The organism is Reichenbachiella sp. MALMAid0571 (genome assembly GCF_040151475.1).
Lineage (GTDB): Bacteria > Bacteroidota > Bacteroidia > Cytophagales > Cyclobacteriaceae > CAXBNB01.
The window spans coordinates 48,655-63,914 of the sequence record NZ_JBDKWG010000096.1 but is presented as its reverse complement, the minus strand read 5'-3'; the positions used below and the strand labels follow the sequence as shown (position 1 = coordinate 63,914).

Genomic DNA, 15,260 nt, shown 5'->3' with positions numbered 1-15,260 from the left:
TTTTTCAATGATTGTTTTACTTTTTTTTCATAACTTCAATTCTTATTTTGTGAACTCCGAAGTTAGAAGTTCTTTGGCATTCCCCGAAGGGCTTCCGACGAAGGAGGTTCGTTCAACATATGCTATGAATGAATGGGGTTTTATCGATCAGGATAGTTTGGTGGGGACTGGAAAGTCCGCCACAAGTTTTAAATTTAAATCAAGGCGCCTGCCTGCCGGCAGGCAGGTGGCTATGAGCGAGACGAGAGGTTAGTGCTTTCTAATCCCCACTCATCATAGTGTGCCAAGAAGCAGTACGGCATTAAACTACTGCAAGCTATAATTAAGATGATGGTAGGTCCATCAGAGTCGTTGTATAGGCGATGGCTCTAAACCCCCTAAAGGTGCTGAGGTAAAGAGCCTTGGTATTGAGCGTTTAGGAAACGGCTGGTCAAGAACTGGTCAGGTATGAATAAAGGAGATCAACGAAAGTGAATCACCGATGAGGTGTCGAGAAGTGGTACATTCAGTCAAAAGCTACGAAGTATGATACGGAGTGAAAAGCAGTGATTTAGAATCACTGATCATGGCAGAGACCTATTTACTTGTCATGAGGCTGGCGTCATTCAGGTGAGATGAACTTTATTCAGGCTTATTTATGGAACTTGGGAATCTGCTCATCGATGTAAAGAGGAAGGTACAATAGGATCGACCTAGAGGCCGAATATCGAAGCGGTGTGCAGAGGCAGACTAACCCGTAGTAGTGAGGAAGATTTTGTAATGAAATTGGAGCGAAGGGGTTAGGTTATTCAGTGTTAAACCAAAGAATCAACTCAACTATTAAGAGGATGAATTTATGGGAAGAGACAAAATCAATACCGATAAGCCGTTCGATGATCTGGACGGCTTACCAACGTGTGCGCTCCAACCAAGGCAGTGCAGGGATAGACTCGGTTAGCATGCATCAATTTGATGCGAATCGCAGAAAACACCTGTACAAACTCTGGAACAGGATGTCATCAGGGAGTTATTTTCCACCACCGGTCAAAGAAGTAGAAATACCCAAGTCAGATGGGAGTATCCGTAAATTAGGTATACCTACAGTTAGTGATAGGGTGGGGCAAATGGTGGTAAAGATGTACATTGAACCACGTCTGGAGAAGTTGTTTAGTAAACATTCGTATGGTTATCGTCCAAACAAGAGTGCTCATCAGGCACTGGAGTCAGTTCGGTTAAACTGTAGGAGGACAGACTGGGTAATCGATCTGGATATCAAGGGGTTCTTTGACAATATCAACCATGACAAACTGATGTTAGCCGTAGAGAAGCATATACCTGAAGATTGGGTAAAGCTATATTTACGACGCTGGCTGACAGCACCAGTACAAAACAAAGCAGGGAAACTGATCGTCAATGAAGGAAAAGGCACACCTCAGGGAGGGGTGATTAGTCCCTTATTGGCGAACCTGTTTCTACACTATGGTTTTGACCAGTGGTTAGAGCGAGACTATTCTACGATAAGCTATAGCCGATACGCCGATGACGTTATAGTTCACTGTAAGAGTGGCTACCAAGCCGAACATGTTTTATTCAAGATCAAAGAACGTATGCAATCAATCGGATTGTCTGTTCATGAGCAGAAGACGAAAATAGTATACTGTCGAGATCAGAGGCGGAGAGGGAACTACCCAATAGTTAAGTTTGATTTTTTGGGTTATTCCTTTCAACCTCGACCAACGAGTTCGAAGAAGACAAAAGGTCTGTTTTTAGGATTTGACTGTGCGATCAGTATCAAATCAAAGAAACGGATATCCGATAAGTTAGGGTCATTAAAGGTTGAGCGAATGAATTTTCAAAGTGTAGTAGGAATCGCTCAACATTTGAATCCAATGATTCGAGGGTGGATTCAGTATTATGGAAAATTCAGGAAGTCTTCATTACATCCTATATTTAGGTTGCTTCACCAGCGGGTAGTGCGTTGGGCACGTTATCGGTACAAACGCTACAAATCCAGTATCAAACGAGCCTATCAATGGCTGAAACGAGTTCAGGTTCAGTATCCGAATTTGTTTTATCATTGGCAAGTTGGGTTTAAGGATTAAATGGCTAGATTCGAATAACAGGAGCCGTGTGATGGGAGACTATCAAGCACGGTTCTGTGAGAGGCTTGGGTTGAAATACCCTTGCCTACTCGATGCTTGGCGTTGACAACAAACGAATAAGCATTTGATTATGCAACTCTTTCTTACAGAGACAATTCCCAAATAAAAAGTGATTTTATTATTCTTAAGGTATTACCTTTAATATTTTCATAAAACTCATTGATTTAAAATGAAACTAAACACCACAAATTTTAAAATCACCCTCGTATCATTACTATTGGCATCTGTTTTATTAAGCAGTTGTTTGAAAGATGGAAACACAGAAGTAAATGGTACAAAACCGAATATAATATTTGTGGTGGTGGATGATCTTGGGCATGGTGATGTTGGTTTTAATGGTTCCACTTTTTATGAGAGCCCGGCTATAGATAAATTGGCAAACGAAGGGCTTGTCATAGAAAATTCCTATATGTATCCGACATGTTCGCCCTCTCGTACTGCGTTATTTACCGGAAAGCAATCATTCAGGACTGGTGTTTACACTGTGCCGGTGTTAGAAAAAGGAACTGATCAGGAGAATATATTTTCTCACTGGACTGTTGGGCAAGAGCATACCGGATACTCAGAGCCTCTTTCAAAAGCTGGTTATAAAATGATTCACATCGGCAAATGGCATCTGGTCGGGCCTTACCCAACTAAAGAGTTGGAAATGGATTGGCCAATTAAGAAAAAACTCACCCAGCCAAATCCATCAGATTTTAGCTGGGTGGAGCATCACCGTTCAGCAGCTGTTAAGCCCTATTATCCTGAAGGGCGAGGATTTCTGAAAAATGTAGGAGGTACTTATCGTGGTGATCCTGCTTTGGAAGTAGGTGGTTATCACAGTGAAACAGGTGGATATTTCGCCCCATTTAGTAATCCTTTTTTAGGGCAAAAATCAACAGACGAATGGTTAACAGACCGATTGACAGATGAGGCTATTGAATTTATGGATGCGCATAAAGAGAGTCCTTTCTTTATTAATCTTCATTATTACACAGTACATCGACCATTGCGGTCGCGCAATGAGGAACTTTTTAATAAATACATGAACAAAGAAGGAGATCCAATACTTGGCCAAGGTATGGAAACAGGTGAGAAAAAGGAATACGTAGCACGCTATGCTTCAATGATTGAATCGTTGGATGATAATATCGAGCGCATAGTAAGTTTCTTAGATGAGGAGGGATTGCGGGAAAATACGGTAATTGTTTTTACATCAGATAATGGTCAGAATAGAACAAGCAACAACAAGTTGCGGGGGTCAAAAGGGATGATTTATGAAGGGGGCATCAAAGTACCTACATTCGTGAATTGGCCAGGTAAAGTAAAGCAAGGACGAACACAGGTATCTGTCGATGCAACGGATTATTTCCCTACTTTTATGGATTTGGCAGGTATTGATTACAAAGGTGTGTTGGATGGCAAATCCTTTACCAGCTTGTTGGGTGATAGAGTAGATACAGAATTATTGGAACGCCCATTGTTTTGGCATATAGCCAGCCAATATAAACATGGAACCTGTTCTGTAATACGAAAGGGTAATTACAAACTCATCCAATTTTTAGCTGATGGAAAGATAGAATTATATAATCTCGTAGATGATCCGGTAGAGTCCATAAATCTCTCAGAAACGGAATTGGAAGTAAAAAAAGCATTGTTAAATGAGTTGGTAACATGGAGGCAAAAAAACAATGTGCCACTGCCTCCAAATTCAATATTAGAAAATTGAACAGCAAATCAAATAAGGAGGAAGCATCCTGGGATTTTTAGTTTGATTAGTTCTTTCAATGCTACTTGCTGAGAGAAGACAGACTTAACTTCTGGATGTTGAATACAATTTTTTATAAAAGGAACTCGCTGAAATCAAATGTTTAAGCATCAGAGTAAAGGAAGAATGCAATTGAATAGGCAATACATATTCAAATCTGAGAGGTTAGGATTCCGAAATTGGGTAGAGTCTGATACAGCAAAAATGGCTGAAATAAACTCAGACCCAAAAGTGATGGAGTATTTCCCAGGCATTCCTGATTTTGAGCAGACAGTAGAATTTATTGAGCGCATGCAAAAACAATTCTTAGAAAAAGGATTTTGTTATTTTGCAGTAGACCTATAAGGTTTTTAAAACCTTATAGGTCTGAGAAAAAGGAAAATGAAACGATAGGATTGACCATTGAGAAATGGCAAAGCTTTTTTCTAAATAAACCATAGTACCAAAATTCTCCTGCAATAGAAATTTGCATAATATTTTCACATAGCAGTTTTATTAACAATACTGCCTTCCTGAATCGGCATATTGCACTTTTACTTATTTTTAGACAGATATTTTATAAAACCCTATATAGTTGTAGCTCATTAGTACATGTTTTTAAGCTCACTACTAGGCAATGCTGAGCCATATTTTCTCTATATTTGAGCTCAATAAGCATTATGAAAAATAGAGAACAACAGATAGTAGAATTTTTAAGAGACTCTCCTCTTCAATCATCAAAATCAATTTTTGATAAAGTAGCATTAGATATAAGCTATGCAACTCTAAAAAGAGTTCTTTCAAAACTTATCGATGAAAATGTTCTTCAAATTAACGGACAAGGAAAAGGAACAAAGTATCAAGTATCGCCATCTTACCATATTCACGTTTCAATAGATATGGACACTTATTACAAAAAAGAGATTGATGAAAGAAAAATACAAGAGAGTTTCAATCCTCTAGTTATCAAAGAGATACTATATCAAACACAATTATTCAACAAGGATGAATTAAAACATTTGTTATTTCTTCAAAATGAATATCAAAACAATGTTAAAGAACTCAAGATAAATGAATATCAAAAAGAACTCGAACGTTTAGCTATTGACCTCAGTTGGAAGTCTTCACAAATAGAAGGCAACACATACTCTTTATTGGAAACAGAAAAACTACTTAAAGAAAAGGAGACCGCAGCTGGCAAAACCAAGGAAGAAGCTGTTATGCTTTTAAACCATAAAGATGCTTTAGACTTCATAATTGAACACTCTGATTACCTCGATCCATTAACGACAAGTAAAATCGAAGATATACATAGTCTTTTAATCAAAGAACTTGATATCGATCGAAACTTAAGAACAAGAAGAGTAGGTATTTCAGGTACAAATTACAGACCTCTTGATAATGAATTTTTGATTAGAGACGCATTAAACGACATGTGTGATTTAATCAATTCAAAAAACAACATCTTCGAAAAAGCTTTGCTGGTTTTAGTATTAATTTCATACATTCAACCATTTATAGATGGTAACAAAAGAACGGCTAGAATAGTAAGCAATGCTATTCTTATGAATAATAAACATTGCCCGATATCATTTAGAACAGTTGATTCTATTGAATACAAAAAAGCAATGTTACTTTTCTATGAACAGAACAACATCTACAATTTTAAAAAAATATTCATCGAACAATTCGAATTTGCAGTGAAAACATACTTTTAGAAACGAGCTACAATAACTAAGTATTCGTGCGGTCGATAGACCAAGCATGATTATCAATGCCGAACTATTCCTTAGATTAAATCATAATGCAGTTGAGCAAGCAATATACATTCAAATCTGAGAGGTTGGGATTCCGAAATTGGGTAGGGTCTGATACATCAAAAATGGTCGAAATAAATGCTGACCCAAAAGTGATGGAGCATTTCCCAGGCATTCCTGACTTTGAGCAGACAGCAGCATTTATTGAGCGCATGCAAAAACAATTCTTAGAAAAAGGGTTTTTTTGCTGTTGACAAGCTTGCTGATGGTGAATTCATCGGGTTTATCGGGATTTCAGAGCAAACATTTGAATCAGGCTTTACACCTTGTATAGATATTGGCTGGAGATTATCCCAAGCCGAATGGGGAAAAGGGTTTGTCACAGAAGGAGCCAAAAGATGTTTGGATTTTGCTTTTAATACTATTGGGTTGAAAAACATAAAATCTATGTGCCCAATTGTAAATAGCAGATCTATCCGTGTAATGGAAAAACTTGAAATGACTAAAAAATCACATTTTAATCATCCTTTGCTGAAAAACCATAAACACCTCGAAAAATGTGTGCTTTATGAAATCGAGAGAAAATAAAAAATAATAGACCTATAAGGTTTTTAAAACCTTATAGGTCTGAAAAAGGAAAATAAAAGGTTTAGAGAAATTTGAATCCGAAACCTACTACCACATCGTGAACCATGCGGTAGGAAGCGAAAATCTGTTTCGTGCCGAAGACAATTACCTGTATTTTTTAAAACGGTACGCTCATTACATGCCTTCAGTTTGCAGTACTCTGGCATACTGCCTTATGCCCAATCATATCCATTTTCTTATAAAAACGCATGAAGAAGCGATACTGAAGAATCACCCGAAATTCAAAACTGATTTTCATAAACTCGTAATGCAGCAACTCAGTAACCTACTCAATTCATACGCTAAGGCATACAACAAAAAATATGAGAGAAAGGGTGCTTTGTGGATCGACTACACCAAAAGGTTTCAGGTTAGCTCGGATAACCATTTAACTACTGCCATAAACTACATTCATCAAAACCCTGTAAATCATGGATTCGCATCCAGAACAGAAGATTGGAAATTCAGTTCTTACCATTCTATGTTATCTGCTAAACAAACTCTGCTTTCCAGAAACGAAGTAATTGATTGGTTTTGGGGTTATGAAGCCTATGTTTCTTTTCATTCAACTAATGTAGCCGAACTTTTAGAAGAGATTGAATATTAGAAATATTCTGAGATAGAAGCCTGCAAGTTTATATGTTGTGTTTCCCGAATTAGTATTGAAAGTCCGTATGACTCTCAATGCGGGGGGATTGTTATTGTGAAGGAACATGTGAAACAGCTTTTTCGCTAACGGTAGTCTATTATATGTCTTTCAAACGGAGGCTTGAACTGACGAGTGGTTCCTCTTAAATAAGTAAGCAACAGCTTTAATGATATTCAGCCACAATAGCTGTAAATTTGGGTATTTGTATCCCACATCAGTTTCTTGGCAATCAGAGATCAGTAAAGCCCGTGTCTGGATACTATTCTTTACGCACTTGTTTGGGAGATAATGTAATTAAAAATGAAATCAAATGTTTAGGCATCAGGGTAAAAGCAGAACTTTGCAGCATAATCTGCGCATTGCTATTATTTTGTCTTTCGTTGCAGGCATTGTCAACGTAACCGGATTTTTGTCTATAAAACAACTGACCACAAATGTAACAGGGCATTTTGCTCTTTTTATTAATGACGTTTCCAATTTAGAGTTTTGGAAAGGCACCATTTACTTCCTTTACATATTTTCATTTTTATTAGGCTCTTTTTCATCCGGCTTTCTTATTGAAAAAATCAGAGAAACAAAAAGGCTTAATGTATTTGTTTTGCCCATATTAATAGAGTCATTAATTTTAATGGCAATCGCCGTTTTAAGTAATTTCAACTATCTGTATCCCGATCTAATAGCGTGTATGTTGCTGTTTGCGATGGGACTGCAAAATTCGTATGTCACTAAAATTTCGAATGCCATAGTGAGGACTACTCATTTAACCGGACTATTCACCGATTTGGGAATTGAATTGTCACAATTATTTTTCCCAAAATCACACCCAAATAGGGAGAAGATTAAGGCAACAATAAGACTTAGGGTTTATATTATTTCTTTTTTCTTTCTGGGTGGTTTAATTGGTGGATTCCTCTATTTAAGAATGGGCTTGCAATTGAATACGTTGATTTTAGGAGCTTTAATACTGTTAATAAGCCTGTTTTACGACGATTTAAGATTCAGGGTAATTCTCGCCAGAAGAAAATACGACCAGCAAAAGCAAAAGCGAACAGCAGAGTAGTAATAGTTGTGCCAGAGTAAAAGAGGCTTCAAAAAAACATTTTGAGGTATTCGTTTTTGTGTCAAGAAATCGAAGTTCTAGCTGTTGTTGTTGAACTTCAACCCTGCAAATTTTCAATACGTGCCTTTCAAGAAATTTAGATAACGATTGATTACCTTTGATACTATCATATGATAGTATCAAAGGTAATAGTGACATGAAACCACCTTACGAAGTAACAGGACGGGTTCTGAAATTGATAGCCTCAATATCAGAACAGATAGGGGAAATTAAAGCTGCCAAACTCATAAAACCACCTACAGAATTGAGGAAAAGAAATCGGATTAAGACGATTCAATCGTCACTTGAAATCGAGGGTAATACAATGAACATACAGCAGATAACGGATTTAATTAATGATAAAAGAGTTTTAGCACCTAAGAAAGACATACTGGAGGTGAAAAATGCACTTCAGGTTTATTCAATTTTAAATACTTTCGAGGTTTTTAAAACAGACTCCTTATGTGAAGCACATAAAATATTAATGAAAGGATTAATGGATCGCCCTGGGCAATTAAGAAAAACTTCAGTAGGCATTGTAAAAGATGAAGACCTGACTCACATTGCACCTCCCGGTGATATGGTTTACCCTCTATTGCAGAATTTGTTTGATTATTTAAAGAATGATGATGATTTATTGTTAATCAAAAGCTGTGTATTTCATTACGAGTTTAAATTTATACATCCATTTCTTGACGGTAATGGAAGGATGGGCAGATTATGGCAAACTCTGATTTTGAGACGATATTCTCCCGTATTTGAGTTTTTGCCTATTGAGACTTTAGTGAAAGAACGACAAAAAGATTATTATGGAGCTCTCAGCAAATCTGACAGCCAAGGTAGTTCTACAAGTTTTGTTGAATTTATGTTGGAAATATTGCATTTAGCACTTGAGGATTTGTTGCTTACACAAAACCTGACAGTGAAAGATATGGACAGGATTGATTTATTTAGATCCATAATTGGGAACAAAGAGTTTTCCAGACAGGAGTATCTAAGACATAATAAAGGAATATCACCACCTACGGCAAGCCGAGATTTGAAGAATGCTGTTGGTAGTGGAATTCTTTCAAAATTTGGTGACAAGAGGTTAACCAGATATAGGTTTAACCTACCGAAAAGCTGATTTCCTGTTACCAAAAAGCAGGTTTTATCAATTTTTATTTGCTCATAATAGAAAGGAAGGTATCTTCATGGCTTTCAAAATAAAACTTGTACCCAATGCTTCTCAAAATTAAATTTACCAGTGCATTACTACTCTTTACTCTATTTGTGTCAGGTGTACATGCACAGCAACGAATCATAAAAAAGCAGGGTAAACACCAATTCGAAATCGAGATTGACCGATCATCTGGCGCACCAATCACCATATTGCAGGTTACAGATTTGCATCTGGGAAGTCCGCATGAGGACAAGTGGAGGAGAGACCTTATCACCTGCCGGAGAATTAAAAAACTGGTGGAAACTCATGATCCGGATATGCTGGTGATTACCGGAGATTTGTTTGATGGCAATAAGCCTTTTGGTAATTTACTGGCAGCTTATGCGGTTAATTTATTTGATGGTTTTGAGCGTCCGTGGTTGTATGTGTTTGGAAATCATGATCCTGAGGGAGGTTTTGGAAGAGCAGACATTGAAGCTGTATTTGTACAGTCGGAGTGGGGCATTCTGGGTAAGCACGATGTAGATAGCCAGTGGAAGGAAAAATACGACTATGTGGTTGATGTTGCTTATAAGGGAGAGAAAGAGCCAAAGTGGCAATTGTTTGGGTTTGATTCCGGATCGGAAAAGGGGAATAAATCGATCAAGCAAGAGCAATTGGAATGGTACAAATCAGTTTCTGACAAATCATTGAAAAAGCACAAGGACACAATCAGAGCCATTTCATTCTTTCATATTCCATTGATAGAATTTCAGTATTTGCAGGACGACAAGTCTATAAAAAAAGAAGGCAAAAGCAAAGAAAAGGTCTATTATGAAGAAGACGATGGATCGGTATATAAAGCCTTTTTAGAGCAAGGCAATATGGAAGCAGTTTTATGTGGGCACGATCACTACAACAATTATTGGGGCACATACAAGGGAGGCATTATTCTGAGCTATGGGTATATCAGTGGTGAGGCAACCAACTATGCATGGCCTCCTGGTGGCAAATTAATAACCTTGCCTGTTGATGGCGGTGAAATCACAATGGAGAACGTGGTTCCAGATATGAAGTAATATCTTAAAGCGCAGGTTCCTGCTTATTGTATTTGTTTCTATACTCTATGGGTGTTAGTCCTGTTATTTTTTTAAATACCGTTCTGAATGCTTTGGTGTCCGTATAGCCTACATCAAACATTACGGAACTTATGTTCTTTTGGCTGCTTTCGAAACTACGCTTGGCAGCTTCTATTTTCACCCGTTGGACGTATTCTACTACAGTGTTATTGGTAGCGTTTTTGAACCTTCGTTCAAAACTTCTTCTGCCAATGGCAACTTTGTCTGCCAATTCTGCTATCGTAATTTTATCATGAAAGTTGGCTTCAATGAATAGCTGTGTTTTCAGGATTTCCGCATCCTCATGGTTTTTTTGTCCCTCAAACATCATAAATGCAGCCTGACTGTCTCTGTCGATATCTACAGCAAAATATTTTGAAGCAAGAATTGCGGTATCTCTGTCAGTATATTTCTCTACCAGATACAAAAGCAAGCTCCAGTAAGAATTGGCTCCACCACTTGAATAAATCCCGGATTCTTCAGTGATGATGCTCCCATCTACCAATTCCACTTCAGGAAACATATTTCTAAACTCGTTGGCTGAGTTCCAATGGGTAGAACATTTTTTGCCATTTAGCAGTCCGGTAGATGCGAGTAAAAAAGCACCAATGCAAAGTGAAGCTACTTCTGCACCATTTTTATATTGCTGCACGATCCAGGGAATAAAGTGCTTGTTCAATTCCAATGCTGTGTGCATATCGCCACTTAATGCAGGAATAAATATCAGATCGGTTTTCTCTACTTCTGTCACTAGCTTTTCTGCATGAACACTGTAAAGGCTGTTCTCAAGCTTCACCTCTTTGGTTAATCCCACCAGTTGCACATTGAATAACGGGCTTCTGTTTGACGCCACCAAAAACTGATTGACAGCTTTCAATATGTAATGGGGATCGGCTACTGCCTCTATCACTGCTGTTTCGGGAATAATAATAGATACATTTTTCATGAGGTAAATCTATGAAATAGAATTGTCATAATCAGCCCCTTATAATGTCGTTTTTACACTTTGAAGCTTGCTGAAATAATAGAATCTTTGTCATGCAAAATTATTATTAGAAACTAAATCAATTACAAATGGAAAATGCAAGCAAAGAAAAAGTAACAATCAGAGCTACTATCAAAACACCTGTAGAGAAGGTTTGGGAGTTTTGGAACAATCCTACCCATGTTACAAAATGGAATAGCCCGTCAGATGATTGGCATACGACTAAAGCAGAGAATGATATAGTGAAAGGAGGGAAGTTTCTTTTCAGGATGGAGGCTAAAGATGGCAGCTTTGGGTTTGATTTTAATGGCGTATATGATGAGGTGTTGGTTAACGAAAAAATTTCTTATACTCTGGGAGATGACCGGAAAGTAGAAATCACTTTTACAGAAACTGATAAAATCACGGAAATAGTCGAAATATTTGAAGCCGAAACAGAGAATCCTGTTGAAATGCAACGTGGGGGGTGGCAGGCTATTCTCAATAATTTTAAACAGTACGCCGAATCCAATTAAGTCTAAATTATTAGAAAGCCTGCGATTATGAAAAATGAAATTTATCCCTGCTTGTGGTTTGATGGCAAAGCCAAATCTGCGGCAGATTTTTATTGTTCTGTTTTCAAAAACTCAAAAATCACTACGGATAGTTCGGGCGTTGTAATCTTTGAGCTCAATGGGAAAAAGTTTATGGGTTTGAATGGAGGGCCTAAGTATCAATTTTCACCAGCTACCTCATTTGTTATTGAGTGTGAAACTCAGGAGGAAATAGATTTTTATTGGGAAAAGTTGGGTGAAGGAGGAGTTCACAATCAATGTGGATGGCTTGATGATAAATTTGGTGTGTCGTGGCAAATCGTCCCTGCAATTTTAGGTGAGCTTATGAGTGATCCGGATAAAGCTCCCAGAGTGATGCAGGCATTTATGCAGATGGGAAAATTTGATATTGAAAAATTACTGAACGCTTAAAATCAGGAGCATGCCTCAGATTAATTCATACCTGACATTCAGTGGCAATTGTAGGGAAGCCATGACTTTTTATCAGAAGTGTTTAGGTGGTGTACTTTATTTTCAGACCATAGGTGAGTCTCCCATTTCACAAAAAATGCCTCAACGCATGAAAGACTGCATTCTACATGCTACACTGACAAGAGACAACCTTGTTTTAATGGCCAGTGACATGGTTTCGGAGGATGGCTTAAAAAAAGGCAATGCAGTTTCTCTCATGCTGGCTTGCGATAGTGAAGAGGAAGTCAGAGCTTGTTTTGAAAAACTCTCCGTAGGAGGTTTAGCGACTCATCCCGTAGAACTGACTTTTTTTGATTCACTGCTGGGTAATCTTACTGACAAGTTTGGAAACAACTGGCTGCTGAACTACAGCAAAAAGTAATAAAGAGGAGTTTGACTTTGGTTGTGCAATGGCTACTTATGCCCTGTTCCCTGTTGAAGTAAAAGAAAGTTGAAGAATGAGCTCCTGTTGGTAACATTGTATCAATGTAATACGTTTTGCTTCGAATAATCGTTTCATTTCTTAAAAACACTGGATGAAGAAAGCATAAAGACACATAAGGCCAACCAATGGGAAAGAGATTAGATAAAATAAGTGAGGAATTAAAAGAGTTCATTACCAATCAAAAAATATTTTTTGTGGGAACTGCAGCCGCAGAGGGCAGGGTCAATGTTTCTCCCAAAGGAATAGATACTTTCAGAGTATTGGGTGAAAATAAAATTGTTTGGCTTAACCTGACAGGCAGTGGAAACGAAACTGCAGCTCATCTTCTCCGAAACAACAGAATGACAATTATGTTTTGCTCTTTTGAAGAAAAACCAATTATCCTAAGGTTATATGGAACCGCCAAAATTTTTCATGCCAGAGACACTGAATTTGATGAATATTTAAAACTCTTCCCTAAAGTAACCGGTTCCAGACAGATCATAGAAATGAATGTGGATTTAGTGCAAACCTCCTGTGGGTTTGCTGTGCCATTTATGGATTTTAAGGCAGAAAGAACGACATTGAACTCCTGGTCGGAAAAACAGGATGAGGATAGATTGACTGACTACAGGAAAGAAAAGAACTCACAAAGTATTGATGGTTTTGAAACAGGAATATTAGGATAATAACCAGATAAGTTTGCAATTTCAAATGTTGACGATTTATAAATATTTATTTTATTGGCATCAATTTTCATATTTTTTCAATGCTTTCATTGCCATTTTTGCAATAAAAAGAGTAATCAATGAACGTAGTGCTGTTTATTTGTATATTTAATGAAATGTTAACATTATTTAACATCCATAGCTTGTCAGTCTTCACAGCTTTGTTTAATCTTGCCGCAAGATGATTAAGGCATTAGCAAAATATCTTCTACTTCTTTGTGTTATCCTGCTGAGTGGCTATGGTCAGTTGTTTGCCCGTACCTCTAAGGAAAGTGTTATTCATGCCCAAACAAAATACGATAAGGAGTCAGAAAATGTCACTTCTGATAATGTACAAAAGGATAATGCCTGTATTATCACGTCTTCTACAAGATCAGATACCAAAAAAGAAAGACAGGAAATATGTGTTGCGAAAAATGAAGTTGAGGAAGATGAAGTAGATTCTTCCAAAAAGCATGTAGAACGCAATTATGTTTCCCTTTCTAATTTTTATGCTCTTTCTCAGGAGTGTTTTTTACTTTACATTAAAAACAGCTTAACTTTTTGTAAGCGTTTTTCTTATTTCACCTCTTATATGAGGTATATTATATTTCAGGTCATCAGAATATAGTATAACATTCAAGTCGGCAATTTGGAATTGCCAAACCACCCTTTCCATTTATTTACTGCCCGGGATCTAACAGCATTGAAATAAACAAGGAGAGGAAGCGTGTGGTACTGCATATGCCGCATTTCAAAAAAAAACATCAATAAACTTTACCAAAATTAAAATGAAGAGAATTCTCATGCTCATGAGCTTGTGTGCCATGTTATGCTACACAAGCTGTGAATCACACAAAGAACATCACGAAGAAGAAACCAAGTTTTTGGTTACTAGTCCATTAAGAAAAGACACTACGATTACTCAGGAATACGTGTGTCAAATTCGTTCAATTCAACATATCGAACTAAGAGCTCTGGAAAAAGGCTACTTAGAAAAGATTTTTGTGGACGAAGGACAGTTCGTGAAAAAAGGACAACTAATGTTTCAGGTTATGCCCAGGCTATATGAAGCTGAACTCCAAAAAGCCCAGGCGGAAGCCCATTTTGTGGAAATTGAATACCAGAACACGAAAAAACTTGCGGACAGCAATGTAGTAGCTCCTAATGAACTGGCTCTGGCCAGTGCCAAACTTGAAAAGGCAAGAGCAGAAGTGGCTTTAGCCCAGGTTCACCTGGGGTTCACGCAGATCAGAGCCCCTTTCGATGGTATTATGGACCGCTTTCATGTGAGGTTGGGAAGCCTCGTTGATGAAGGCGAATTGCTAACCGAAATTTCTGACAATAGTGAAATGTGGGTTTACTTCAATGTTCCGGAAGCGGAGTATCTGGATTATGAATCCAATGTAAAAGCAAAAGATAAAACGATAGTTAGCCTAAAGATGGCAAATAATAAATTGTTTGGTCATCAGGGAGTAGTAGAAACGATAGAAGCTGAGTTTAACCATGAAACGGGAAATATTGCATTTAGAGCGACATTTCCTAACCCTAAAGGTCTGCTAAGACATGGAGAGACAGGTAATATCTTAATGACTACTCCACTCAAAAATGCGTTGCTAATTCCTCAGAAGGCTACTTTCGAAATTTTGGATAAAAGGTATGTTTTTGTTATCGATGAAGAAAATAGAATCAGATCAAGAGCCATAAATATTACGGCAGAAATACCACACATTTATGTAGTGCAGGATGGTTTGGAAGAAAATGATAAAATTCTTCTTGAAGGTTTACGCTTGGTGAGAGAAAATGATGAAATAAAATATGATTTCAAAGATCCATATTCCGTCCTAACGCACCTGGATTTATATGCGGAATAATTGTG

17 protein-coding genes and 1 pseudogene are annotated in these 15,260 nt (G+C 37.5%); 17 read left to right on the top strand and 1 reads right to left on the bottom strand.

Features of this window, described 5'->3' with window-relative positions:
• From AAOP42_RS04035 to AAOP42_RS03985, 11 genes and pseudogenes are all read left to right on the top strand, one after another.
• Window positions 1-253, top strand: a pseudogene (locus AAOP42_RS04035) (hypothetical protein); the annotation flags it as partial.
• A 574-nt stretch (window positions 254-827) separates the two neighbouring features.
• Window positions 828-2,081, top strand: a complete 1,254-nt coding sequence (gene ltrA, locus AAOP42_RS04030) for a group II intron reverse transcriptase/maturase (RefSeq protein ID WP_349527176.1) — start codon at window positions 828-830, stop codon at window positions 2,079-2,081.
• A gap of 229 nt (window positions 2,082-2,310) precedes the next feature.
• Complete coding sequence (locus AAOP42_RS04025) at window positions 2,311-3,852, top strand: sulfatase (protein WP_349527175.1); 1,542 nt, start codon at window positions 2,311-2,313, stop codon at window positions 3,850-3,852.
• Between the two features lie 138 nt (window positions 3,853-3,990).
• Window positions 3,991-4,236, top strand: coding sequence for a GNAT family N-acetyltransferase (locus AAOP42_RS04020; RefSeq protein WP_349527174.1), 246 nt, complete (start codon window positions 3,991-3,993; stop codon window positions 4,234-4,236).
• 314 nt (window positions 4,237-4,550) lie between these two features.
• The gene (locus AAOP42_RS04015) at window positions 4,551-5,588 is read left to right on the top strand and encodes a Fic family protein (protein ID WP_349527173.1); all 1,038 of its coding nucleotides are present in this window, start codon (window positions 4,551-4,553) and stop codon (window positions 5,586-5,588) included.
• Window positions 5,589-5,680: 92 nt separating this feature from the next.
• A complete protein-coding gene (locus AAOP42_RS04010) occupies window positions 5,681-5,881 on the top strand; it encodes a GNAT family N-acetyltransferase (protein WP_349527172.1) in 201 nt (66 codons plus the stop codon).
• A 22-nt stretch (window positions 5,882-5,903) separates the two neighbouring features.
• The gene (locus AAOP42_RS04005) at window positions 5,904-6,215 is read left to right on the top strand and encodes a GNAT family N-acetyltransferase (RefSeq protein WP_349527177.1); all 312 of its coding nucleotides are present in this window, start codon (window positions 5,904-5,906) and stop codon (window positions 6,213-6,215) included.
• 97 nt (window positions 6,216-6,312) lie between these two features.
• Complete coding sequence (locus AAOP42_RS04000; RefSeq protein ID WP_349527171.1) at window positions 6,313-6,861, top strand: hypothetical protein; 549 nt, start codon at window positions 6,313-6,315, stop codon at window positions 6,859-6,861.
• A gap of 352 nt (window positions 6,862-7,213) precedes the next feature.
• Window positions 7,214-7,963 carry a YoaK family protein gene (locus AAOP42_RS03995; RefSeq protein ID WP_349527170.1) on the top strand — a complete coding sequence of 250 codons (750 nt, stop codon included), beginning with the start codon at window positions 7,214-7,216 and terminating at the stop codon, window positions 7,961-7,963.
• 196 nt (window positions 7,964-8,159) lie between these two features.
• Complete coding sequence (locus tag AAOP42_RS03990) at window positions 8,160-9,128, top strand: Fic family protein (protein ID WP_349527169.1); 969 nt, start codon at window positions 8,160-8,162, stop codon at window positions 9,126-9,128.
• A gap of 95 nt (window positions 9,129-9,223) precedes the next feature.
• Window positions 9,224-10,222 carry a metallophosphoesterase gene (locus AAOP42_RS03985; RefSeq protein ID WP_349527168.1) on the top strand — a complete coding sequence of 333 codons (999 nt, stop codon included), beginning with the start codon at window positions 9,224-9,226 and terminating at the stop codon, window positions 10,220-10,222.
• Between the two features lie 4 nt (window positions 10,223-10,226).
• On the opposite strand, the gene AAOP42_RS03980 is transcribed toward AAOP42_RS03985, so the two are convergent.
• Window positions 10,227-11,207 (bottom strand): GlxA family transcriptional regulator, encoded by a 981-nt coding sequence (locus tag AAOP42_RS03980; RefSeq protein WP_349527167.1) that lies wholly within the window; start codon window positions 11,205-11,207, stop codon window positions 10,227-10,229.
• 128 nt (window positions 11,208-11,335) lie between these two features.
• Between AAOP42_RS03980 and AAOP42_RS03975 the strand changes: the two genes are divergently transcribed.
• The 6 genes from AAOP42_RS03975 (at window position 11,336) to AAOP42_RS03950 (ending at window position 15,255) form a co-directional block, all read left to right on the top strand.
• Window positions 11,336-11,761: an SRPBCC family protein gene (locus AAOP42_RS03975; RefSeq protein WP_349527166.1), complete on the top strand. Its 426-nt coding sequence runs from the start codon at window positions 11,336-11,338 to the stop codon at window positions 11,759-11,761.
• Window positions 11,762-11,788: 27 nt separating this feature from the next.
• Window positions 11,789-12,211, top strand: a complete 423-nt coding sequence (locus AAOP42_RS03970) for a VOC family protein (RefSeq protein ID WP_349527165.1) — start codon at window positions 11,789-11,791, stop codon at window positions 12,209-12,211.
• Between the two features lie 10 nt (window positions 12,212-12,221).
• A complete protein-coding gene (locus tag AAOP42_RS03965) occupies window positions 12,222-12,632 on the top strand; it encodes a VOC family protein (protein ID WP_349527164.1) in 411 nt (136 codons plus the stop codon).
• A 188-nt stretch (window positions 12,633-12,820) separates the two neighbouring features.
• Entirely contained in the window at window positions 12,821-13,363 is a 543-nt protein-coding gene (locus AAOP42_RS03960; protein WP_349527163.1) for a pyridoxamine 5'-phosphate oxidase family protein, read from the top strand.
• A 220-nt stretch (window positions 13,364-13,583) separates the two neighbouring features.
• A complete protein-coding gene (locus AAOP42_RS03955; protein WP_349527162.1) occupies window positions 13,584-14,012 on the top strand; it encodes a hypothetical protein in 429 nt (142 codons plus the stop codon).
• Window positions 14,013-14,172: 160 nt separating this feature from the next.
• Window positions 14,173-15,255: an efflux RND transporter periplasmic adaptor subunit gene (locus tag AAOP42_RS03950; RefSeq protein WP_349527161.1), complete on the top strand. Its 1,083-nt coding sequence runs from the start codon at window positions 14,173-14,175 to the stop codon at window positions 15,253-15,255.
• Window positions 15,256-15,260: the final 5 nt, after the last annotated feature.

Excerpts from the sequence above, each read along its gene's own strand:
- ltrA (WP_349527176.1), top strand. The coding sequence starts at position 828 with ATGAATTTATGGGAAGAGACAAAATCAATACCGATAAGCCGTTCGATG.
- AAOP42_RS04025 (WP_349527175.1), top strand. The coding sequence starts at position 2,311 with ATGAAACTAAACACCACAAATTTTAAAATCACCCTCGTATCATTACTA.
- AAOP42_RS04020 (WP_349527174.1), top strand. The coding sequence starts at position 3,991 with ATGTTTAAGCATCAGAGTAAAGGAAGAATGCAATTGAATAGGCAATAC.
- AAOP42_RS04015 (WP_349527173.1), top strand. The coding sequence starts at position 4,551 with ATGAAAAATAGAGAACAACAGATAGTAGAATTTTTAAGAGACTCTCCT.
- AAOP42_RS03995 (WP_349527170.1), top strand. The coding sequence starts at position 7,214 with ATGTTTAGGCATCAGGGTAAAAGCAGAACTTTGCAGCATAATCTGCGC.
- AAOP42_RS03990 (WP_349527169.1), top strand. The coding sequence starts at position 8,160 with ATGAAACCACCTTACGAAGTAACAGGACGGGTTCTGAAATTGATAGCC.
- AAOP42_RS03985 (WP_349527168.1), top strand. The coding sequence starts at position 9,224 with ATGCTTCTCAAAATTAAATTTACCAGTGCATTACTACTCTTTACTCTA.
- AAOP42_RS03980 (WP_349527167.1), bottom strand. The coding sequence starts at position 11,207 with ATGAAAAATGTATCTATTATTATTCCCGAAACAGCAGTGATAGAGGCA.
- AAOP42_RS03975 (WP_349527166.1), top strand. The coding sequence starts at position 11,336 with ATGGAAAATGCAAGCAAAGAAAAAGTAACAATCAGAGCTACTATCAAA.
- AAOP42_RS03970 (WP_349527165.1), top strand. The coding sequence starts at position 11,789 with ATGAAAAATGAAATTTATCCCTGCTTGTGGTTTGATGGCAAAGCCAAA.
- AAOP42_RS03965 (WP_349527164.1), top strand. The coding sequence starts at position 12,222 with ATGCCTCAGATTAATTCATACCTGACATTCAGTGGCAATTGTAGGGAA.
- AAOP42_RS03960 (WP_349527163.1), top strand. The coding sequence starts at position 12,821 with ATGGGAAAGAGATTAGATAAAATAAGTGAGGAATTAAAAGAGTTCATT.
- AAOP42_RS03955 (WP_349527162.1), top strand. The coding sequence starts at position 13,584 with ATGATTAAGGCATTAGCAAAATATCTTCTACTTCTTTGTGTTATCCTG.
- AAOP42_RS03950 (WP_349527161.1), top strand. The coding sequence starts at position 14,173 with ATGAAGAGAATTCTCATGCTCATGAGCTTGTGTGCCATGTTATGCTAC.